Raw genomic sequence first — 20,156 nt, 5'->3', positions numbered from 1 at the left:
GCGAAATTGCAGGCGGTATTTTTCACATCCCAAAAATTCAGGATGCCTCCAAAATGAAAGAGCCCGGAAAGCAAGAGCTTTCCGGGCCGATCTGCAGGTCCATCTGATCTTATCAGAAGCAGTCCCTGAAAAGCGCCTTGGTGTTTTCGAGCGTCATGGCAACCGGATTGCCCCCGGCGCTCGGATCTTCGATCGCCATGGCCGACAGTTCGTCGATGCGGTCGGACGCGATTCCCATTGCCGTCAGCGTATCCGGCACACCGAGATCGGAACGGAGCTTCAGCACATAATCGTAGAAGCCGTCGAAACCGCCCGAAATGCCGAGATAGGCGGCCGCCCGGCCGATCTTCTCCTCGATGACAGCGCGGTTGAAGCGCAGCACCGCCGGCATGACAACCGCATTGGTCATGCCGTGATGGGTGTTGTAGACCGCGCCGATCGGGTGCGACAGCGCATGGATGGCGCCGAGCCCCTTCTGGAAAGCGACCGCGCCCATGGCAGCGGCGGCCATCATGTTGGCGCGGGCTTCGAGATCGGTCCCTTCCCGATAGGCGCGCGGCAGGAATTCCTTGACGAGACGCATGCCTTCGAGCGCGATGCCGGCCGACATCGGGTGATAGAAGGGCGAGGAATAGGCCTCCAGGCAATGGGCGAAGGCATCCATGCCGGTGCCGGCGGTGATGATCTTCGGCATGCCGACCGTCAGTTCCGGATCGGAGATGACGACGCCTGGCAGGAACTTCGGATGGAAGATGATCTTCTTCACATGTGTGACGGAATTGGTGATGACGCTGGCGCGGCCGACTTCCGAGCCGGTGCCGGCCGTCGTCGGCACGGCGACGATCGGGGCGATGCCTTCGAGGCTCGCGCGTGTCCACCAGTCGCCGATATCCTCGAAATCCCAGACTGGCCGGCTCTGGCCGGCCATGAAGGCGACGCACTTGCCGAGATCGAGACCGGAGCCGCCGCCAAAGGCGACGACACCGTCATGGCCGCCATCCTTGAAAGCCTTGACGCCGGCCTCGAGGTTCTTCTCGTTCGGGTTCGGATCGACATCGGCAAAGATCGCCCGGCCGAGACCGGCATCTTCGAGGATATCGAGCGCGTTCTTGGTGATCGCCATCGAGGCGAGGCCGCGGTCGGTGACGAGCAGCGGCTTTTTGATGCCAAGGCTCTTGCAGGCGTCGGACAGTTCCTTGATGCGGCCCCGGCCGAGCTTGACCGATGTCGGATAGCTCCAGTTTGCAGTGATGTTGCTGCTCATGCTGTGACTTTCTTCAGGTGGAAGGATTTCGGGCGAGTCAGATTCTGGAAACCGATGATCGAGAGCGAACCGCCGCGGCCGGTCTCCTTGACACCGGTCCAGCAGAGCGCCGGATCGAGATAGTCGGCGCGGTTCATGAAGACGGTGCCGGTTTCGATCTCGCGGCCAAGCCGCGCCGCCCGCTCGGCATCCTTGGTCCATAGCGAAGCGGTCAGCCCGTACTGGCTGTCGTTCATCAAGGCCAGTGCCTCTTCGTCGCTCTTCACCTTCATGATGCCGACCGCCGGGCCGAAGGTCTCCTCGCGCATGAAGGCCATGGAATGGTCGACATCGACGAGGACCTGCGGCGCGAGATAGGCGCCGCCGTCATCCTGTGGGAAAAGCTTGGGGTCGACAAGCGCCTTGGCGCCCTTGGAAACCGCATCGGCGATCTGCTCGCGCACGACCTTGGCGAAGCGCTTGTTCGCCATCGGCCCGAGCGAAGTCTCAGGATCGAGCGGATTGCCGAGCTTGTAGTTCGACACCCAGGCGACCGATTTCTCGACGAAGGCATCGTAAAGAGACTCATGCACATAGATGCGCTCGATGCCGCAGCAGCACTGGCCGGAATTATAGGTCGCGCCGTCCATCAACGTGTCGACGGCCGCATCGAGATCGGCGTCTTCCATGACGTAGCCCGGATCCTTGCCGCCGAGTTCGAGGCCGAGGCCCGTGAAGGTGCCGGCGGCGGCCCGCTCCATCGACCGCCCGCCTTCGACCGATCCGGTAAAGTTGACGAAATTGAAGCTGCCGGCGGCAATCAGCGCCGAGGTCGTCTCATGGTCGAGGAAGACGTTCTGGAACACATCCTCGGGAACACCGGCCTCGATAAAGGCCTGCACCAGCCGTTCGCCGACGAGCAATGTCTGCGAGGCATGTTTCAGCACCACCGTATTGCCGGCCATCAGCGCCGGCGCGATCGTGTTGATCGCCGTCATATAGGGGTAGTTCCAGGGTGCAACGACGAAGACGACGCCATGCGCTTCGCGTTCGATACGGCGCTCGAAACGGTCGCTCTCCTCGACGACAACAGGTGCCAGCGCACCCGCCGCAATCGACGCGACATAATTGGAGCGCTCGTTGAAGCCCTTGTATTCACCGCCGTATTTGATCGGCCGGCCCATCTGCCAGGCAAGCTCCGGCACGACGACGTCGGACATTTCGTTCAGCCGTGCGGCGCCTTTCAGGACAAGCTGGACACGCTCTTCAAGCGGTCGCCTCGCCCAGGCCTTCTGCGCCTTGCGGGCGCGCGCCACCACGTCCTTGGCGGCGTCGAGCGAAAGTGCCGGGCGCTCCGCGTAAACCGATCCGTCGACCGGTGAAATGCATTGGATCATTGCCATGATCGATTTCCTGTCCTCGTATTCATCAAAAATTGAGTGAGGCCGCAGCCCCTCATCCGCCTGCCGGCACCTTCTCCCCGCTTACGGGGAGAAGGGATATGCAGCACCGTTTTCCTCAACCGCCAGCCCCGCAAGGGCACGTCCCCTCCCCGTTTCTACGGGGGGAGGGTTAGGGTGAGGAGCAATCCCGCGAAATCCGTATTAAGCTCTTTCGAAACCCCGCGCCACTTCCCAATCGGTGATGCGGCGGTCGTATTCTTCCTGCTCCCATTCGGCAGCACGGGTGTAATGGTCGATGACGTCGTCGCCGAAGGCTTTGCGCAGCATCGCCGATTCCGTCATTTCAGTCGTTGCCGCGCGCAGCGTGCGCGGAATTTCGCGAATGTCCTTGCCGCCATAGGCGTCACCGACGAACGGAGCTTCGAGCTCCAGCTTGTTCTCGATGCCGTCGATACCGGCGGCAAGCAGCGCGGCGAAGGCGAGATAAGGATTGAGATCGGAGCCTCCGACGCGGCATTCGATACGGATTCCCTTGGTCTCCTCGCCGCAGAGGCGGTAGCCGGCAGTGCGGTTGTCCTTGCTCCAGATCGCCTTGGTCGGTGCGAAGGTGCCGGCCATGAAGCGCTTGTAGGAATTAATGTAGGGCGCCAGGAAATAGGTGATCTCGCTCGCATGGGCGAGAAGCCCGGCGATGTAATTGTGCATTAGCGGCGACATGCCGTATTTGCCGGTGTGATCGAAGAACAGCGGCTTTTCCTCGAGGCTCCAGAGCGACTGGTGGATATGCGAGGAGCTGCCGGCGGCATTGTAGTTCCACTTGGCGAGGAAGGTGATGGCCTTGCCCTTCGACCAGGCGATCTCCTTGCAGCCGTTTTTGATGATCGCATGCCGGTCGGCCATGGCGAGCGCGTCGGCATAGCGCACGTTGATCTCCTCCTGACCGGCGGAAGCCTCGCCCTTGGAGTTCTCGACCGGAATGCCGGCGCCCTGCAGCCCGGTGCGGATCGCCCGCATCACCTCTTCTTCCTTCGTGGTCTGGAAGATGTGGTAGTCCTCGTTGTAGGCGCTGGCGAGCTTCAGGTTGCGGTAACCCGAGGCATGCGCCGCCTCGTAGCTCTGGTCGAACAGAAAGAATTCCAGCTCGGAGGCCATATAGGCCTTCATGCCCATGTCTTCGAGGCGCTTCACCTGCTTCTTCAGGATCGCACGCGGCGAATGGGCGACTTCCTCATGCGTGTGATGGTCGAGCACGTCGCAGAGTACGAGCGCCGTGCCCTCGAGCCAGGGAATGCGGCGCAGCGTCGCAAGATCCGGCTTCATCGTATAATCGCCGTAACCCTTCTCCCAGCTCGTCGCCTTGTAGCCGGAGACGGTCTCCATCTCCATGTCGGTGGCTTGCAGGTAGTTGCAGCTGTGCGTTTCCTTCCAGGCGCTTTCGACAAAATATTCGGCCTGGAAGCGCTTGCCCATCAGCCGCCCCTGCATGTCCACCTGGCAGGCCAGAACGGTGTCGATGCGCCCTTCGGCAACATCCTTCCTGAGATCGTCGATTGTATAGCTGCTGCTCATGAGTAATCCGCCTGAAATTGGGATTGAAAAAATCGGGGCAACAAAATCGCATGCGCCCGGCCTAGTGTGGCGGCCCGATGCCTTTTCGTTGAACCGGTGATGGGGCCGCAGGAGCGGCCCCGCCATTTGAGAGGGAAGCCTCGTTGCTTAACGTTCGCCGCTTTCGCCGACGGCCGCTTCTGCCGCCGCGATTTCGGCCTGGCGCTTCGCCACTTCGGCGCCGATCGGCGGCCCCTTGAAGCGCCGGCTCTCGAAGCCGAACCAGACGATCGCCGTCAGCAAGAGGAACCCGACGGTAACGTAAAGCGCAGCACCGTTCGGCGGCTGGACTCCGAGAACGAAGATCAGGACCATCGCGATGATCGAGAGCACGGCAAAGAGCTTGAAGAGGCCTTCGCCGAGGTTCCACGGGCCCATCTTGTCCCACTTAGACGTACCCCAGGCGAAGAGGCCGAGCGTTATCGGGATCGCAAAGGAGAAGAACAGGAAGATGACCGTGCACGAAACTACGATCGTGTAAACCGGCGTATCGCCGATTTTCACGAAGTCGAGTGAGGTGAACCAAACGAACAGAACCGACAGGATCGATCCCGTCCAGATCGCGGCCACCGGAGTGCGGTATTGCGGGCTGACCTTCGACAGCGCCTTGGCGGCCGGAAGGCCACCGTCACGCGAGAAGGCGAAGATCATGCGCGAGACCGAGGTGACGGTCGCAAGGCCGCACAGCCATTGGCTGACGAAGATCGCTAGATAGAGGATGTCCTTGACGACGGGGTTTACCTGGCTGTCCATCGCCCAGAAGAACACGTTCCAGCCCTGTTTGGCCGCGTCGTCCATGTTCGGCAGCATGAGCACAAAGGCGCACAGCATGATATAACCGAACAGCGCCGACCACAGGACCGAGGCGACCATGCCGCGCGGCACCGAATGGGCGGCCTTGACCGTCTCCTCCGACGTATGCGCCGAGGCGTCATAGCCGGTGATGGTGTAGATCGGCAACAACAGGCCGAGAAGGAAGACCCAGGCGCCCGAGGTCGACGGCCATACGCTACCGCCGATTTCGCCGGAATAGTTGGCGAACGTGAAGAGGCGGCCGAACTCATAGGAAGGGGCCGCGATAAGGCAGACGGCCGCCAGCGCGATCGAGGTTGCGAAGATCAGGTAGCCCGAGAAGTCCGTGAGCTTCGCGGTCAAGCCAATCCCCATGTGGTTTACCAGCGCCTGCGCGCCGGTAATTATGACGAGGAAAATGATCCGCACCGTGATCGTGTCCGTCAGCCCGAGATAAGTGGTGCCGAAGGAGCCCATGAAGAAGTAATAGGTACCGACGTTGATGGCGCCGAGAACGGTGACGAGACCGAGCAGATTGAACCAGGCTGTCAGCCAGCCGGTGAAGCGGTTGCCGAGGATCGAGCCCCAGTGATAGAGGCCGCCCGCCGTCGGATAGGCGGAGCTGATCTGCGCCATGGCGACGGCGAAAACGAGCGAGATGAAGCATCCCACGGGCCAGCCGATGCCGATCGCCGCTCCGCCGGCGCCCGAAGTCGCCTGCGCCAGCGAATTGATGCCGCCGGAGAGAATGCAGATAATGGAGAATGAGACGGCGAAATTCGAGAATGAGCTCATTCGCCGTTCGAGTTCCTGGGCATAGCCCATGGAATGCAGGATGTGCACATCCTGCTTCTTGTCCAGTTCGGTGTAGTCCGACATGACTTCCCCCTGTTGACGAACCGGCCGCGGGATTGCAGGCCGGTTCAGTGCCAATTGCCCGCGGCATTTTCGCCGTGCGGACGTCCGCAGATAAACTGCTCCCTCGGGTCTTTTTTTATTCAGGCTTCCAGGCTGCGCTGGAGAAGCCCTGTCAGATAGTCGGCCATGACCCTTTGGCCGCCATCGTCTGCGACGAGGTCGTTGCGGACCTCGATCATCACATTGCGCAAGCCGTTCGAAAGCCCGTGCAGGATCAGCGTGTGGGTCACGCCGTCCTCCGGCCCATAAGGCTGGTTGCGTTCAGTCCTGTAAAGCGGCGCTTCAGCAGCAGCATCCATCATGCGGTCGGCCAGCCGGCTATCTTCGTCGTGCAGTATGCCAAGTTCGACGGCGCGTTGCCGGCCGTGATAGACCGGCGTGAAGCTGTGCATCGTCACGATAATGCTGTCTTGCCCCCTCGCCCTGCGATCGCGGATCAGCTCGCGAATGGCGTCGTGAAATGGCACGTAGAGCGCATCGGTGCGCGCCAGGCGTTCTTCGGCGGTCAAATCTTTGTTGCCGGGAATGGCATAGATTTCGCTGGTCTCCGGCATGGCGCCCGGTGAACTCGGCGGCCGGTTGCAGTCGTAGATGAGTCGGGAGAAGCGCTGGTAGACGAGCGTTGCGTCGAGTGCTTGCGATATGGCGCGGGCAACGGCGAGCGCGCCGGGGTCCCACGCAATATGGCTCGACAGCGCTTCGCTCGGCAAACCGAGATCGCTGAAGCAGGCAGGAAGCGCATTGGAAGCGTGCTCGCAGACGAGCAACACCGGGCTCTGGCCGCCGACGCGCTCGATCCCGACGCAGTTGCCGTCCGCTTCGCTGAGGATTTTCGGCCGGGCCAGCACCAAAGGCGCCACTCCTATCCATTAATAAAATGTTATAAGAAAAGAATTCTTCAGGTTTCCATCACTGTCAAGCATCCTCTGAAAAATTCTTTTCATGACACCGGTTGACATGGATTATGACAGCGTTGTTAACTTTGGTTGGGAAAGTGGCGCTAGACCATCCCGGGGAGCAAGATTAGGTGACAGTTGCGTCAAAGACGGTTTCGGACGTCATACACTCGCATTTCGGGCTGTTGACGCGCGCCGAAAAACAATTGGCTGAAAGCCTTCTCGACAATTATCCGGTGTCCGGCCTCGGCAGTATTACCACCATCGCCGAGAATGCCGGCGTGTCCACGCCGACCGTCGTGCGCATGGTGCAAAAGCTCGGCTTCAAAGGCTATCCGGATTTTCAGGCGCACCTGCATCTGGAGGTCGAAGCGACGATCTCCAACCCAATTGCCAAGCATGATCGCTGGGCGCAGAATGCACCGGGAACCCATATCCTCAACCGTTTCGCCGATGCCATCATGGGCAATCTGCGCCAGACGCTGACCGATCTCGACACCGCGACCTTCGACAGCGTCGCCTCGCTGCTGTCGGACCGCAAGCGCGGCCTCTACTTCGTCGGCGGCCGCATCACCGGCGCCCTTGCCGAATATTTCTTCACGCATATGCAGGTCATCCGGCCTGCCACGACGCTGCTGTCCTCCAATTCCAGCAGCTGGCCGCAATATGTCCTCAACATGAATGCCGGCGATATCCTGATCATCTTCGATATCCGCCGTTACGAACAGGAGATGGTGAGCCTGGCAACCGCCGCCCGAAAGCGCGGCGCCGAAATCGTCGTCTTCACCGACCAGTGGGGCTCGCCCGCCGCCAAGCTGGCCAGGCATGCCTTCCGTGTGCGGATCGAGGCGCCCTCAGCCTGGGATTCGTCCGTCGTTACTCTTTTCATCGTCGAGGCGCTGATCGAGGCCGTTCAGAATTCCACCTGGGATGAGACGAAGGAACGCATGAAGACCCTGGAGGGCTTGTTCGAGCAGACCACGCTTTTCCGCAAACTCGGTTAGGAGGACAAGACTAAAGGAGAGGAAAAACAATGACGGATTTGGCGGAAGTGAGCGATGCAGTCGCAATCGAAACATCTGTCGCAAGCGCCTGCTATCCCGGCAAAATTAACGTCATCCAACCGTCACACAAGCTTCATGTAAGCTAATTAACAGCATCGCCAGACACTGAAAACCCGAAGGAGAACAACAGTGATCTCTAATCTTTCTCGACTCCTGTCGCTTTCTACTGCGATGATCGTGGCTTCGACCGCGATTGCTGCCGCAGAACCGAGCGCTGAACTCATCGCCGCCGCCAAGAAGGAAGGCACGCTGACCACGATCGCCCTTCCGCATGACTGGTGCGGCTACGGCGACGTCATTGCCGGCTTCAAGGCCAAGTATGGTCTCGAAGTCAACGAACTGAACCCGGATGCCGGTTCGGGCGACGAAATCGAAGCCATCAAGGCCAACAAGGGCAACACCGGCCCGCAGGCTCCCGATGTCATCGACGTCGGCCTCTCCTTCGGCCCGTCCGCCAAGAAGGACGGCCTGATCCAGCCCTACAAGGTCTCCACCTGGGACTCGATCCCGGATTCCGCAAAAGATTCCGAAGGCTACTGGTACGGCGACTATTACGGCGTTCTCTCGTTCCTCGTGAACAAGGATCTCGTCAAGGAATCGCCGGCAGACTGGGCAGACCTGAAGAAGAGCGACTATGCAAACACCGTCGCACTCGCCGGCGACCCGCGCACGGCCAACCAGGCCGTCCAGGGCGTGTATGCCGCTGGCCTTTCCGCGTCCGGCGGTGATGCAGCCAAGGCAGGCGAAGAAGGCCTGAAGTTCTTCGCCGAACTCAACAAGGCCGGCAACTTCGTGCCGGTCGTCGGCAAGGCTGCCCCCTTCGCGCAGGGCTCCACGCCGATCATCGTCGCCTGGGACTACAACGCACTTTCGTGGGGTGAAAGCCTGAAGGGCAATCCCCCGTTCGAAGTCGTCGTTCCGAAGACCGGCGTCGTTGCCGGCGTCTATGTGCAGGCGATCTCCGCCTTCGCTCCGCACCCGAACGCTGCCAAGCTCTGGATGGAATACCTCTACTCCGACGAAGGTCAGCTCGGCTGGCTGAAGGGCTATTGTCACCCGATCCGCTTCAACGATCTTGCCAAGAACAACAAGATCCCGAAGGACCTGCTCGACAAGCTGCCGCCGGCAGCAGCCTATGAAAAGGCTGTCTTCCCGACGCTCGAAGAACAGGCTGCCGGCAAGGAAGCCATCACCAAGAACTGGGATTCCGTCGTCGGCGCAGCCGTCAAGTAAAATCCGATCCGGCCTCCCCGCCCAAAAGGCGGGGAGGCTTTCTCACTCCGACGCCCCAGGATGAGCTTTCCATGAGTACCGTTTCAACACCGATGGTAAGCAGCGCCCCCTTGATCAACAAAGACCGCGTGATCGACTGGCTGGGTATTGCACCCTTCATTATTTTTTCCCTGCTGTTCCTGATCATCCCCACGCTTTATCTCGTGGCCGGCGCGTTCCTGACGCCCGAGGGCGATTTCACGCTGAAGAATATCGGCGATCTCTTCACTCCATCCATTATCAGCGCCTACTGGATCAGTATTCGCGTGTCCGTCGCCTCCGCTCTCGGCGGCGCGCTGATCGGCTTCTTCCTCGCCTGGGCCGTCGTGCTCGGCGGCCTGCCCGCCTCGGTGCGCTCGACGCTTCTGACCTTCTCCGGCGTCGCCTCGAATTTCGCCGGCGTGCCGCTCGCCTTCGCCTTTCTCGCAACACTTGGCCGCACCGGGCTCGTGACGGTTTTCCTGCGGGAATGGTTCGGCTTCAATCTCTATGGCACAGGTTTCAACCTGCTGTCTTTCCTCGGCCTCACTATCACCTACATGTATTTCCAGATCCCGCTGATGGTGCTGATCCTGACGCCGGCGCTCGACGGCATGAAGAAGGAATGGCGCGAAGCATCGCAAATCCTCGGCGCCACCAACCGCCAATACTGGACGATGGTCGCCCTGCCGATCCTCTGGCCGAGCCTGCTCGGCACGACTCTGCTGCTCTTCGCCAACGCCTTCGGCGCCATCGCCACCGCCTTCGCGCTGACCGGCAGTTCGCTGAACATCGTGCCGATCCTGCTCTACGCGCAGATCCGCGGAGACGTTCTGCACAATGCCAACCTCGGTTACGCCATCGCTCTCGGCATGATTGTCATCACAGGCGTATCCAACATCCTTTATCTCATGCTGCGCATGCGCGCCGAGCGGTGGCAGAAATGAAAACACAACGTCTCGGAGCCTGGGCTGCCATCATTCTCGGCGCATCCTATTTCATCATCCCACTGATCGGCACCGTCGAATTTTCGCTGCGCATGCGCCGCGGCGAATACAGCCTCGACGCCTATCAGTCGGTTTTCTCGGACATTCAGTTCCGCGAGACCTTCGGCTATTCCATGCTGATGGCGTTGCTCACCATCGTCTTCGGCATGCTGCTCGTGGTGCCGACGGCCTATTGGGTGCGGCTGCGCCTGCCGCAGATGCGTCCGGTCGTCGAGTTCATCACGCTGCTGCCGCTCGTCATTCCGGCGATCGTCATCGTCTTCGGCTACCTCAGAATGTACAATTCGTCATCCTACTTGCCGCTGACGGGTTCGACGACAGGGACTAACGCCCTGCTGGTCTTCTCCTATATCACGCTGTCCCTGCCCTACATGTACCGCGCTGTCGATACCGCCATGCGCGCCATCGATGTCCGCACGCTGACGGAGGCGGCCGAAAGCCTCGGCGCCCGCTGGACGACCATCATGTTCCGCTGCATCTTCCCGAACGTGATGAGCGGCGTACTCTCCGGCGCCTTCATCACGCTGGCGATCGTCATGGGCGAATTCACCTTCGCCGCGCTGCTCAACCGCCCGGCCTTCGGTCCGTACCTGCAGCTCGTCGGCGCCAACAAGGCCTACGAGCCTTCGGCGCTCGCCGTCATCGCCTTCTCGATCACCTGGCTCAGCATGGGCCTGCTCAACCTCGTTTCCCGCTTCGGCAAAGCCCGCCCGGCAAAGGCTTAAGGTAACTGGCTCATGTCCTTTCTCGCACTGAACAACATTCAGAAATCCTTCGGCCCGGTCCAGGTCGTCAAGAACTTCAACATGAACATCGAGAAGGGTGAATTCGTCTCCTTCCTCGGACCGTCGGGCTGCGGCAAGACGACCGTTTTGCGCATGATCGCCGGCTTTGAAACACCGACCGGCGGCACGCTGACCATCAACGGCAAGGACCAGAGCTCGCTGAAGCCGAACCAGCGCAATATCGGCATGGTCTTCCAGGCCTACGCGTTGTTCCCGAACATGACGGTGCACGACAATGTCGCCTTCGGCCTCAAGGTCGCCGGCGCCGCCAAGCCCGAGATCGACGCCCGCGTCAAGGAAATGCTCGGCCTGATTAAGCTCGATCACCTTGCCGATCGCTTCCCTTACCAGATGTCGGGCGGCCAGCAGCAGCGCGTGGCGCTCGCCCGCGCGCTTGCCGTCAAGCCGCAGGTGCTGTTGCTCGACGAGCCGCTCTCCGCACTCGACGCCAAGATCCGCGTATCGCTGCGCGAGGAAATTCGCCAGATCCAGCAACAGCTCGGCATCACCACTGTTTTCGTCACCCACGATCAGGAAGAGGCGCTGTCGATCTCCGATCGCATCGTCGTCATGAATGCCGGCAAGGCCGATCAGATCGGTTCGCCCTTCGAGATCTACAACACGCCAGCCACGCGCTTCGTCGCCTCGTTCGTCGGCACATTGAACCTCATTGAGGCCAAGGTCGTCGATCCCGATGCCAACCTCATCCAGATCGGCGATCAGAAGATCACGCTGAAGCAGTCGGTCGCAGCCAACAAGGCCGGCGAAACCATCTCGCTGGCGCTGCGCCCGGAAGCCGGCTCCCTCTCCGACAGCGCCAGAAGCGACACCGCGCTGACGGGCCAAGTCGTCTCGGCTCACTTCTTAGGCTCGGTCATCCGCACCCGAATGGATGTCGGCGGCAACGTCATCTCCTTCGACATGTTCAACAGCCCCGGCACCACGCCACCGCAGGCCGGCGAAACCGTGACGCTGCGCTTCATGGCAGCCGACCTGCTGATCATCCGCGACTGATCCGGAAACGCAACTCGTGCGAAAGGCGCCGCCGACGCAGCGCCTTTTTCATTTCAGGCCGCCCGAACTGTCAGAAAAGGTGATGCAGCCATCACGACAAAGCGCTTGAACTCTCCCAGCTCCGTGCCAGAAGTTGAATAAACCAAACGAGCCGGGCAGCCCGCGGCCCGGTATTTTGCGCGAGGGGATATTTCAATGATTACCTGCCACCTGCGCTATGTGATCGATCCATACAAGCTTGCCGAATTCGAGGAATATGCCCGGCTCTGGATTCCGATCGTCAATAGGATGGGCGGCACCCATCACGGTTATTTCCTACCCTCTGAAGGCGCCAACAACATTGCCGTGGCATTGTTTTCCTTCTCAAGCCTTGCCACCTACGAGGACTACCGCACGCGCATGGCAAGTGATCCGGAATGTCAGGCGGCTTTCGAACTCGACAAGCGCAACCGCAGCATCGTCAGTTATGAGCGCAGCTTCATGCGGCCCGTCCTCGGCTGATCGAGCCCGCGCCGACTGGAAGCAAAAGCCCCGCACGCTGGCGGGGCTATTCGTTCCGTCATCCGCTCAGCGGATCGCCCGGTCGTCGGCATCGAAGCGATGCACGCGCGCCTGGTCCGGCGTCGCATAGACGATTTCGTCGGGCTCATACTGGTGCTCGCCGAAGAGGCGCGCCGTCAGCAGGCCGCACTGGTCGGATTCCAGATAGATGATCGTGTCGGCGCCGAGATGCTCGACATGCACGACCTTCGCAGCCCAGCTCCCCTGCTCGCGCGACAGCGTCATGTGTTCGGGGCGCACCCCGATCGTCTTGGCGCTGTGATCGCCGACCTTCTCGCCCGGGATGAAATTCATCTGAGGCGAGCCGATGAAACCGGCAACGAAGACGTTGGCCGGGCGATTATAGAGTTCCATCGGCGAGCCGATCTGTTCGATCGCGCCGGCATTCAACACGACGATCTTGTCGGCAAGCGTCATCGCCTCGACCTGGTCGTGGGTGACGTAGATCATCGTCGCCTTCAGGCTACGATGCAGCCGAGCGATTTCCAGGCGAGTCTGCACGCGTAGCGCCGCATCGAGGTTCGACAGCGGCTCATCGAACAGGAAGAGTTCCGGTTCGCGCACGATGGCGCGGCCGATCGCGACGCGCTGGCGCTGGCCGCCGGAAAGCTCTGCCGGCCGACGTGCGAGATAAGGTGCCAGCGATAGCATGCCGGACGCCTTGCCGACGCGTTTGTCGATCTCCTCTCTGGAGGTGCCGGCCTGCTTGAGGCCGAGGCCCATATTGTCCTTGACCGTCAGGTGCGGATAGAGCGCATAAGACTGGAACACCATGGCGATGCCGCGTTTGGCCGGCGGCGTCAGCGTTTCGTCGCGGCCGTTGATGACCACGGCGCCCGAGGTGACATCCTCAAGGCCCGCAATGCTGCGCAGCAGCGTCGATTTCCCACAGCCCGACGGCCCGACAAAGATGACGAATTCGCCGTCCCTGACTTCGAGGTCGATGCCTTTCAGCACCTCATGCGTGCCATAGGTCTTGCGGATGGATTTGAGTTGAAGTGATCCCACTGTCTTTCCCTTACAATCTGACCGGCTGGCCGGTGCGCACGCTCTCGTCGGCGGCAAGGCAGATGCGCAGTGACGCCACCGCATCCGCCATATGGCGGTCGAGGTTCAGATCCTCACGGATCGCCCTCAGCATGAAGGCCTGTTCCAGGTCGCAGAGCTCCTGATGACCGGGCTCACCCGTCATCCTCATGTCCTGGTCTGGCCGGATGAACTTGCCGTCCGGGCCGGTTTCGGCCGTATGCAGACGGATCACGGAGGTCTTGGTGTGCGTGTCGATATCGTCGGACTTGGCGTTTGGATCCATGACAATCGACACCGCCCCCTTCGGCGACATCACGTCCTTCACGAAGAAGGCGGTCTCCGAGATCATCGGCCCCCAGCCGGCCTCGTACCAGCCGACCGAACCGTCCTCGAAAAGCACCTGCAGCTGACCGTAATTATACATGTCGGCAGCGATCTCATCGGACAGGCGCAGCCCCATGCCGCGCACCTCGACGGCCCTGGCGTCGGTCATCTGGCACATCACGTCGACATAATGAACGCCGCAATCGACAATCGGCGAGGTCGTGCGCATCAGCGACTTGTGCGTCGCCCAGGTCGGGCCGCTGGACTGCTGGTTGAGGTTCATGCGGAAGACGTAAGGCGGGCCGAGCTTGCGCGCCTCCTCGATCAGCTTCGTCCAGGATGGGTGATGCCGCAGGATATAACCGATCACCAGCTTGCGCCCGGCCTTCTCAGCCGCCGCCACGACCCGCTCCGCGTCGGCGACGGTGGTCGCCAGCGGCTTTTCCACGAAGACATGACAGCCGGCCTCGAAGGCGGCGACGGCATAATCGGCATGGCTGTCGGAATAGGTGTTGATCGAGCAGAGGTCCGGCTTCAGCTCGGCAAGGGCCGTAGTGAAGTCAGGATGAACAGCATAGCCCTGCAGCGCGGGCTCCAGCTCCGGTGTCGAGCGATTGACGAGACCGACGATTTCGAAGCCGGGATTGTTGTGATAGGCAAGCGCATGGCTGCGGCCCATATTGCCGAGGCCGGCAACGAGGACGCGGATCGGTTTCTCCTGGCTCATTTGACGGCTCCAGAGGTGATGCCGCGGATCAGTTGCCGCGAGAAGATGACGTAAAGGACGAGGATAGGCAGGATCGCGAGCGACAAGGCCGCCAGCACCGCATTCCAGTTGGTGACGAACTGGCCGATGAAGATCTGCGAGCCGAGCGTCACCGTCTTGGTGCTTTCCGCAGGCGCCAGGATCAGCGGGAACCAGAGGTCGTTCCAGATCGGGATCATGGTGAAGACGGCGACCGTCGCCATGGCCGGGCGCACCAGCGGCAGCACCAGGCGGAAGAAGATCGCATATTCGGAAAGCCCGTCGATACGCCCGGCATTCTTGAGATCGTCCGAAACCGTGCGCATGAATTCCGACAGGATGAAGATCGCCAGCGGTATGCCCTGCGCGGTGTAGACGAGGATCAGCGCCGTCAGCGTATTGACCAGGCCGGCCGCCACCATGCCCTGCAGGATCGCCACCGTGCCGAGGCGGATCGGGATCATGATGCCGATCGCCATATAGAGCCCGAGCAGCAAGTTGCCGCGAAAGCGGTATTCCGACAGCGCAAAGGCCGCCATGGCGCCGAAGAGCAGCACCAAGAGGATCGAGACGATCGTGACGACGAAGCTGTTCTGGAAATAGGTGGCGAAATCGCCTTGCCCCAGCACCGTCTGATAGCCGACGAGGCTGAAGGTCGACGGCGTCGGGATCATCAGCGGCTCACGGAAGATCGAGGCGCGATCCTTGAACGAGTTGACGATCGTCAGAAATACCGGAAACAGCGCGACCAGCGTATAGGTGCTGAGCGCCAGGTGCACGAGGCCGGTGCGGATGGGAGATGTGCGTGCCTTGGACATGCGCGCTCCTCAGAACTGGTAGCGACGCATGCGCCGCTGGATGACGAAGAGATAAAGCGAGACGCCGGCGAGAATGATGAGGAACATCACGGTGGCGATCGTCGCACCCATCGAGCGGTCGCCGAGCTGCAGCTGGAAACCGAAGAAGGTGCGGTAGAGCAGCGTGCCGAGAATGTCGGTCGACATGTCAGGCCCGGCAAGCGCCCCCTGCACGGTGTAGATCAGGTCGAATGCGTTGAAATTGCCGACGAAGGTGAGGATAGAGATGATGCCGATCGCCGGCAGGATGAGCGGCAGCTTGATCTTCCAGAACTGCGCCCAGCCGGTGACGCCGTCGCATTCGGCAGCCTCGATCACCTCTTCGGGGATGCTGAGAAGCGCTGCATAGATCAGCATCATGGGAATGCCGATATACTGCCAGTTCGAGATCAGCGACACGGCGATCAGCGCCGAACCCGGCTTGCCGAGCCAAGGTGCGAACAGGAATTTCAGGCCGATGAGATCGAGCATCCAGGGCGCGACACCCCAGATCGGTGAAAGGATCAGCTTCCAGATGAAACCGACGATGACGAAGGAGAGCAGCGTCGGCAGGAACATCGCCGTGCGGTAGAAGGCGACACCGCGCAGCTTCGGCACCGAAAGCAGGGCTGCGAGCGCAATGCCGATCGGGTTCTGCACGCACATATGGATGGCGAAGAAGATCAGATTGTTGACGAGCGCGTTCCAGAAATCATGCGCCCAGCGCGGATCGCCGAACAGAACCTTGAAATTCGCAAGTCCGACAAAAGCTGATTGCCCGTCGACCGTGTTGTAAAGCGACAGCCTGAGCGTCTCGATGAGCGGCAGCACCATGACGGCGGAATAAACGATCACGGCGGGCAGCATGAAGACGAAGATGTGCCAGCGCACCGGGCGCTTGATCGGGACGATTTCGGCCGCGTTGTGGGTTTCGCTCATGGCTTTTGCCTTGTTGCTAGATAGATCTTGGTGCCGGGAAGCTGGACTATTATGCACCGTCAGGGTGCTTCTTCGCTAAGGCGAACCGCCATGCCTCTGCGTGACGAAAGACCCCTTTTGGCCTTCCGGCCATCTTCCCCACAAGGGGGAAGAAGACTCGCGGAGCGATTCCCTCCCTGCCGGAACCGCTTTTTTTGCGGCAGGCTAAGCCCCTCCCCTTGTAGGAAGGGGTTGGGGAGGGGTTTCACATCACTTGGCCGGCTTGTACCAGCTGTCGAGGCCCTTCTGCAGCTTCTCGGCGGCGACCTTCGGCGTATCCGTGCCGTTGATCACATTGGCCGATTCGACCCAGGTCTCGTTTTCAAGGTTCGGCGTGCCGCGCGACAGGATCTGGTAGGTCGAACGCACGGTCGACTTGTACGGGCCGCGCCAGGAGACGAATTCCTGAGCAAGCGGATCGGACATCTTCACCGGGTTGGAGTTCAGGCTGAAGAAGCCCGGCAGTGCATTGGCGTAGATATCGGCGAACTCAGGCGAAGCGACCCAGCTGAGGAACTTCTTGGCTTCCTCGGCATGCGTGCTCTTCGCGTTCAAGGCGACGCCGATATCGGGATGGTCGGAGATGTAGCCCTGGTCACCGGCCTTCGGAACCGGCGGCGGGAAGGCGCCCATCTTGAACTGCGCCTGCGTGTTGAAGAGCGCAATTTCCCAGGAACCAGCCGGATAGATCGCGGCGCGGCCGAGCGTGAAGAGGTTCTGGCTGTCCGAATAGGTCTGGGCTTCGAAACCGTCACCGAGATAAGGCTTCCACTTGGCAAGTTCCTCAAACGGTTTGACCCACTCCGGATCGGTCAGCTTCTGCTTGCCCGCGATCAGGGCTTCGCGGCCCTCTTCACCCTTCCAGTAGTTCGGGCCGATGTTCTGGTAGCCCATGGTGGCGGCTTCCCAGAGATCCTTCGTGCCCATGGCAAGCGGAATATAGGTGCCATCGGCCTTGATCTTATCGAGGGCTGCGTAGAACTCGTCCTGCGTCTTCGGCACGGAGATGCCGAGCTTGTCGAAGGCATCCTTGTTGTAGATGAAGCCGTGGATGACCGAAGCCATCGGCACGCAGAAGGTCGACTTGCCGTCGTCGGTCGTCCAGGCGGCCTTGGCGACCGGCGAGAAATTCTCCATGCCCGGCAGGCTGGTGATATCGACGAGCTGCTTCTTATTGAAGAGTTCGAGCGAGGCATCGAACGGACGGCAGGTGATGATATCGCCTGCGGAACCGGCATCGAGCTTGGCGTTCAGCGAAGCGTTGTATTCAGTCGGCGCGGTCGGCGAGAAGACGACTTTGATACCGGGGTTTTTCGCTTCGAACGCCGGAATGATCTTTTCCTGCCAGATCTGCAGGTCGTCGTTACGCCAGCTTTCGACGGTCAGCGTGACATCGGCGGCATGGACGAGACCTGCCGACGTCAGCAGGCTTGAGGCAAGCAGCAGGCTTTTCAGAGCAGTGTTTTTCATTTCCCTCTCCTGTTTTTAGCGCCGGAAAGCGCCGTTTTCGATCTGAAACAAGCAATTGGCGTGTATGAGGAAACACCCAACGCCCCTTGGAGGACCGCCAGCGGCTGCCGGTCCCGAAAGCTCGACGGACACGAAGGCGGATCGCCTGCGGCCGGACTGCGCGCTTTTCGGTGACTGCACCGGACGCGCCGAAAATCATGGGAAAGCCAATGGATGCCTGAATTCCATCGCCGGACCAACAGGCCGCTGGCATTCTGGCAATCATCCTCGAAGCGGTTCCGGCTTGGCTCTGCTGCCGGTTTTCGTGGGCTTCGAAACGCTGTTCCCTTTTGTCGAATTAAGGCCAAAAAAATACCAATTGTCCAGACGAATTTTAACTTTTTGGCCTCCACGGCTTCATTAAAAATTTTTATTAAGTAAAATCAAATAGATAAAAAGGCGCAATTTCTCAGCCATTCCCACTTGGTAAATGGTATTTTTTTGGTATTGTAGGAAAAACAGGTGGGAACGGCGTATTCGGAGGTCCGATGACAGAGCTTGCAATCGGCATAGATGGCGGCGGAACGAGCTGCCGGGCCGCGGTCGCGGACAGAAACGGCACTATCATCGGCCGCGGCAAATCGGGGCCTGCCAATATCCTGTCCGATCTGGACAATTCTCTTCTCAATATCGTCGACTCCGCCCGGCAGGCTTTGCGCGATGCCGGGCTCGCCGCGGAAACAATTTCCTCCGTCGCAGCGGTCGTCGGCGTCGCTGGCGCCAACGTCACGGATTATGGCCAGCGAATCGAAAAGGCCCTGCCCTTTGCCGAAGGCCGCGTTGTTACCGACGCGCTGATCGCGCTCCAGGGCGCGCTCGGCGATGGCGACGGCATTGTCGGTGCTTTCGGCACCGGCTCGGTCTATAACGCCCGGAAAGACGGTCGGCTGAACGGCATCGGCGGCTGGGGCTTCGTCGTCGGCGACCAGGCAAGCGGCGCCCGCCTGGGCCGCGACCTCATGGAACGATCGCTGCTCGCCCATGACGGCGTGCGCCCGGCTTCCGCGATCACCGAAGCGGTCATGGCCGAATACGGCAATGATCCCGAGCGCATTGTCGAATTTGCGCATTCGGCAAGACCGACGGATTTTGCCCGTTACGCGCCTGCAGTCTTCGAACATGCAACGAGGGGCGATACGGTCGCGGTCGCCATCGTCACGGACGCGGCAACGGCGATCGGCGAAAGCCTTGAAGCGCTGCTCTGGCCCGGATGCCCGTCAATCTGCCTGCTTGGCGGTCTTGCGGTAGCCTATGAGCCCTGGCTTCCCCAACGCTACAGGCCGCTGCTTGCCAAACCGAAAAACGATGCCCTTCAAGGCGCGGTGGAACTTGCGGTCAAGCTCCTGAATGAGCGACAGAGAGGTGCGGCATGACCGATGATCTCGCCACAATCCTCTCCCTGGAACGCCTGCAGGCGGCCGGCACCGGCCCGCTCTACGTCAAGCTGCGCCGCACGCTCGAAGAGGCCGTGCGCGCCGGCACGCTTGGTCACGGCGACGCGCTGCCGCCGGAGCGCGACATCGCCGAACTTGCCGCCGTCAGCCGGGTCACCGTGCGCAAGGCGATCGACGAACTCGTCGCCGACGGCCTGTTGGTGCGCCGCCACGGCTCGGGCACCTTTGTCGCCAAGCCGGTCTCCAAGGTCGAGCAGCGCCTGTCGCAGCTCACCTCTTTCACCGAAGACATGGCACGCCGCGGCATGTCCTCCCGCTCGGAATGGCTGCATAAGGGCATTCATACCCCCTCGCCCGACGAGATGATGATCCTTGGCCTCGCCGCGGGCGTGAAGGTTTCGCGCCTCTCGCGCCTGCGGATCGCCGACGACCAGCCGCTGGCAATCGAGAATGCCAGCGTCTCCGGCGAATTCCTCCCCGATCCCTCCTCCGTCACCAATTCGCTCTACGCCGAACTCGAACGCCTCAACGTCCGTCCGGTGCGCGCCGTCCAGCGCATTTCGGCGACCAATATGAAGGAAGCCGACGCCCAGCTTCTCGGCGTCTCCGTGGGTGCGGCCGGCCTGTCGATCGAACGCATCTCCTATCTCGGCTCCGGCCGTGCCGTGGAGTTCACCCGCTCGCTCTATCGCGGCGATGCCTACGACTTCGTGGCCGAGCTGACGATCGGGGTGAGCTGACGGCTTGAGCTTATCCAAATTATACGTATAATCCGCGTATTGAAGTTTGGAATCCTATC

Annotated in this window: 18 protein-coding genes; 8 read left to right on the top strand and 10 right to left on the bottom strand. The window is 60.9% G+C overall.

The genetic code is table 11. The annotated features are described in order from the left end of the window. Positions 1–112: 112 nt before the first annotated feature. From J7U39_RS04465 to J7U39_RS04445, 5 genes are all read right to left on the bottom strand, one after another. A complete protein-coding gene (locus J7U39_RS04465; protein ID WP_210630582.1) occupies positions 113–1,264 on the bottom strand; it encodes an iron-containing alcohol dehydrogenase in 1,152 nt (383 codons plus the stop codon). Continuing rightward, positions 1,261–2,646, bottom strand: a complete 1,386-nt coding sequence (locus tag J7U39_RS04460; protein ID WP_210630581.1) for an aldehyde dehydrogenase family protein — start codon at positions 2,644–2,646, stop codon at positions 1,261–1,263. The genes J7U39_RS04465 and J7U39_RS04460 overlap by 4 nt, the downstream gene beginning before the upstream one ends. 201 nt (positions 2,647–2,847) lie before the next feature. Beyond that, positions 2,848–4,215, bottom strand: a complete 1,368-nt coding sequence (locus J7U39_RS04455; RefSeq protein ID WP_210630580.1) for a glutamine synthetase family protein — start codon at positions 4,213–4,215, stop codon at positions 2,848–2,850. A 147-nt stretch (positions 4,216–4,362) separates the two neighbouring features. Then, positions 4,363–5,925 (bottom strand): amino acid permease, encoded by a 1,563-nt coding sequence (locus tag J7U39_RS04450; protein ID WP_210630579.1) that lies wholly within the window; start codon positions 5,923–5,925, stop codon positions 4,363–4,365. Positions 5,926–6,044: 119 nt separating this feature from the next. Continuing rightward, on the bottom strand, positions 6,045–6,815 hold the full coding sequence (locus tag J7U39_RS04445; protein WP_210630578.1) for an N-formylglutamate amidohydrolase: 771 nt from the start codon (positions 6,813–6,815) through the stop codon (positions 6,045–6,047). A 176-nt stretch (positions 6,816–6,991) separates the two neighbouring features. Between J7U39_RS04445 and J7U39_RS04440 the strand changes: the two genes are divergently transcribed. From J7U39_RS04440 to J7U39_RS04415, 6 genes are all read left to right on the top strand, one after another. Next, positions 6,992–7,864: a MurR/RpiR family transcriptional regulator gene (locus J7U39_RS04440; RefSeq protein ID WP_210630577.1), complete on the top strand. Its 873-nt coding sequence runs from the start codon at positions 6,992–6,994 to the stop codon at positions 7,862–7,864. A gap of 189 nt (positions 7,865–8,053) precedes the next feature. Then, positions 8,054–9,157, top strand: a complete 1,104-nt coding sequence (locus J7U39_RS04435) for an ABC transporter substrate-binding protein (RefSeq protein ID WP_210630576.1) — start codon at positions 8,054–8,056, stop codon at positions 9,155–9,157. A gap of 71 nt (positions 9,158–9,228) precedes the next feature. Further along, positions 9,229–10,122: an ABC transporter permease subunit gene (locus J7U39_RS04430; RefSeq protein ID WP_184459279.1), complete on the top strand. Its 894-nt coding sequence runs from the start codon at positions 9,229–9,231 to the stop codon at positions 10,120–10,122. After that, the gene (locus tag J7U39_RS04425; RefSeq protein ID WP_210630575.1) at positions 10,119–10,907 is read left to right on the top strand and encodes an ABC transporter permease; all 789 of its coding nucleotides are present in this window, start codon (positions 10,119–10,121) and stop codon (positions 10,905–10,907) included. Before J7U39_RS04430 ends, J7U39_RS04425 begins: the two co-directional genes overlap by 4 nt. Positions 10,908–10,919: 12 nt before the next feature. Further along, positions 10,920–11,981: an ABC transporter ATP-binding protein gene (locus J7U39_RS04420; RefSeq protein ID WP_210630574.1), complete on the top strand. Its 1,062-nt coding sequence runs from the start codon at positions 10,920–10,922 to the stop codon at positions 11,979–11,981. A gap of 195 nt (positions 11,982–12,176) precedes the next feature. Further along, positions 12,177–12,482 carry an NIPSNAP family protein gene (locus J7U39_RS04415; RefSeq protein ID WP_210630573.1) on the top strand — a complete coding sequence of 102 codons (306 nt, stop codon included), beginning with the start codon at positions 12,177–12,179 and terminating at the stop codon, positions 12,480–12,482. Positions 12,483–12,548: 66 nt separating this feature from the next. On the opposite strand, the gene J7U39_RS04410 is transcribed toward J7U39_RS04415, so the two are convergent. The 5 genes from J7U39_RS04410 to J7U39_RS04390 form a co-directional block, all read right to left on the bottom strand. Continuing rightward, positions 12,549–13,550: an ABC transporter ATP-binding protein gene (locus tag J7U39_RS04410; protein WP_210630572.1), complete on the bottom strand. Its 1,002-nt coding sequence runs from the start codon at positions 13,548–13,550 to the stop codon at positions 12,549–12,551. Positions 13,551–13,560: 10 nt separating this feature from the next. Beyond that, positions 13,561–14,622 (bottom strand): Gfo/Idh/MocA family oxidoreductase, encoded by a 1,062-nt coding sequence (locus J7U39_RS04405; protein ID WP_210630571.1) that lies wholly within the window; start codon positions 14,620–14,622, stop codon positions 13,561–13,563. Beyond that, positions 14,619–15,458, bottom strand: coding sequence for a carbohydrate ABC transporter permease (locus J7U39_RS04400; RefSeq protein WP_210630570.1), 840 nt, complete (start codon positions 15,456–15,458; stop codon positions 14,619–14,621). The genes J7U39_RS04405 and J7U39_RS04400 overlap by 4 nt, the downstream gene beginning before the upstream one ends. 9 nt (positions 15,459–15,467) lie before the next feature. Then, positions 15,468–16,415, bottom strand: a complete 948-nt coding sequence (locus J7U39_RS04395) for a sugar ABC transporter permease (RefSeq protein ID WP_210630569.1) — start codon at positions 16,413–16,415, stop codon at positions 15,468–15,470. A 249-nt stretch (positions 16,416–16,664) separates the two neighbouring features. Next, positions 16,665–17,924, bottom strand: coding sequence for an ABC transporter substrate-binding protein (locus J7U39_RS04390; protein ID WP_210630568.1), 1,260 nt, complete (start codon positions 17,922–17,924; stop codon positions 16,665–16,667). Positions 17,925–18,451: 527 nt separating this feature from the next. On the opposite strand from J7U39_RS04390, the gene J7U39_RS04385 reads away from it, so the two are divergent. Both J7U39_RS04385 and J7U39_RS04380 read left to right on the top strand, forming a co-directional pair. Then, a complete protein-coding gene (locus tag J7U39_RS04385) occupies positions 18,452–19,336 on the top strand; it encodes an N-acetylglucosamine kinase (protein ID WP_210630567.1) in 885 nt (294 codons plus the stop codon). Next, positions 19,333–20,097, top strand: coding sequence for a GntR family transcriptional regulator (locus tag J7U39_RS04380; protein ID WP_210630566.1), 765 nt, complete (start codon positions 19,333–19,335; stop codon positions 20,095–20,097). The genes J7U39_RS04385 and J7U39_RS04380 overlap by 4 nt, the downstream gene beginning before the upstream one ends. Positions 20,098–20,156 lie beyond the last annotated feature (59 nt).

Source organism: Rhizobium sp. NLR16a, assembly GCF_017948245.1.
Classification (GTDB): Bacteria; Pseudomonadota; Alphaproteobacteria; order Rhizobiales; family Rhizobiaceae; genus Rhizobium.
The sequence above is the reverse complement of the archived record's forward strand: the minus strand, read 5'-3'. Positions and strand labels throughout refer to the sequence as shown.

What these genes read in the sequence shown, in the direction of transcription:
- J7U39_RS04465 (WP_210630582.1), bottom strand. Translation starts at nt 1,264, where the DNA reads ATGAGCAGCAACATCACTGCAAACTGGAGCTATCCGACATCGGTCAAG.
- J7U39_RS04460 (WP_210630581.1), bottom strand. Translation starts at nt 2,646, where the DNA reads ATGGCAATGATCCAATGCATTTCACCGGTCGACGGATCGGTTTACGCG.
- J7U39_RS04455 (WP_210630580.1), bottom strand. Translation starts at nt 4,215, where the DNA reads ATGAGCAGCAGCTATACAATCGACGATCTCAGGAAGGATGTTGCCGAA.
- J7U39_RS04450 (WP_210630579.1), bottom strand. Translation starts at nt 5,925, where the DNA reads ATGTCGGACTACACCGAACTGGACAAGAAGCAGGATGTGCACATCCTG.
- J7U39_RS04430 (WP_184459279.1), top strand. Translation starts at nt 9,229, where the DNA reads ATGAGTACCGTTTCAACACCGATGGTAAGCAGCGCCCCCTTGATCAAC.
- J7U39_RS04425 (WP_210630575.1), top strand. Translation starts at nt 10,119, where the DNA reads ATGAAAACACAACGTCTCGGAGCCTGGGCTGCCATCATTCTCGGCGCA.
- J7U39_RS04420 (WP_210630574.1), top strand. Translation starts at nt 10,920, where the DNA reads ATGTCCTTTCTCGCACTGAACAACATTCAGAAATCCTTCGGCCCGGTC.
- J7U39_RS04415 (WP_210630573.1), top strand. Translation starts at nt 12,177, where the DNA reads ATGATTACCTGCCACCTGCGCTATGTGATCGATCCATACAAGCTTGCC.
- J7U39_RS04405 (WP_210630571.1), bottom strand. Translation starts at nt 14,622, where the DNA reads ATGAGCCAGGAGAAACCGATCCGCGTCCTCGTTGCCGGCCTCGGCAAT.
- J7U39_RS04400 (WP_210630570.1), bottom strand. Translation starts at nt 15,458, where the DNA reads ATGTCCAAGGCACGCACATCTCCCATCCGCACCGGCCTCGTGCACCTG.
- J7U39_RS04395 (WP_210630569.1), bottom strand. Translation starts at nt 16,415, where the DNA reads ATGAGCGAAACCCACAACGCGGCCGAAATCGTCCCGATCAAGCGCCCG.
- J7U39_RS04390 (WP_210630568.1), bottom strand. Translation starts at nt 17,924, where the DNA reads ATGAAAAACACTGCTCTGAAAAGCCTGCTGCTTGCCTCAAGCCTGCTG.
- J7U39_RS04385 (WP_210630567.1), top strand. Translation starts at nt 18,452, where the DNA reads ATGACAGAGCTTGCAATCGGCATAGATGGCGGCGGAACGAGCTGCCGG.
- J7U39_RS04380 (WP_210630566.1), top strand. Translation starts at nt 19,333, where the DNA reads ATGACCGATGATCTCGCCACAATCCTCTCCCTGGAACGCCTGCAGGCG.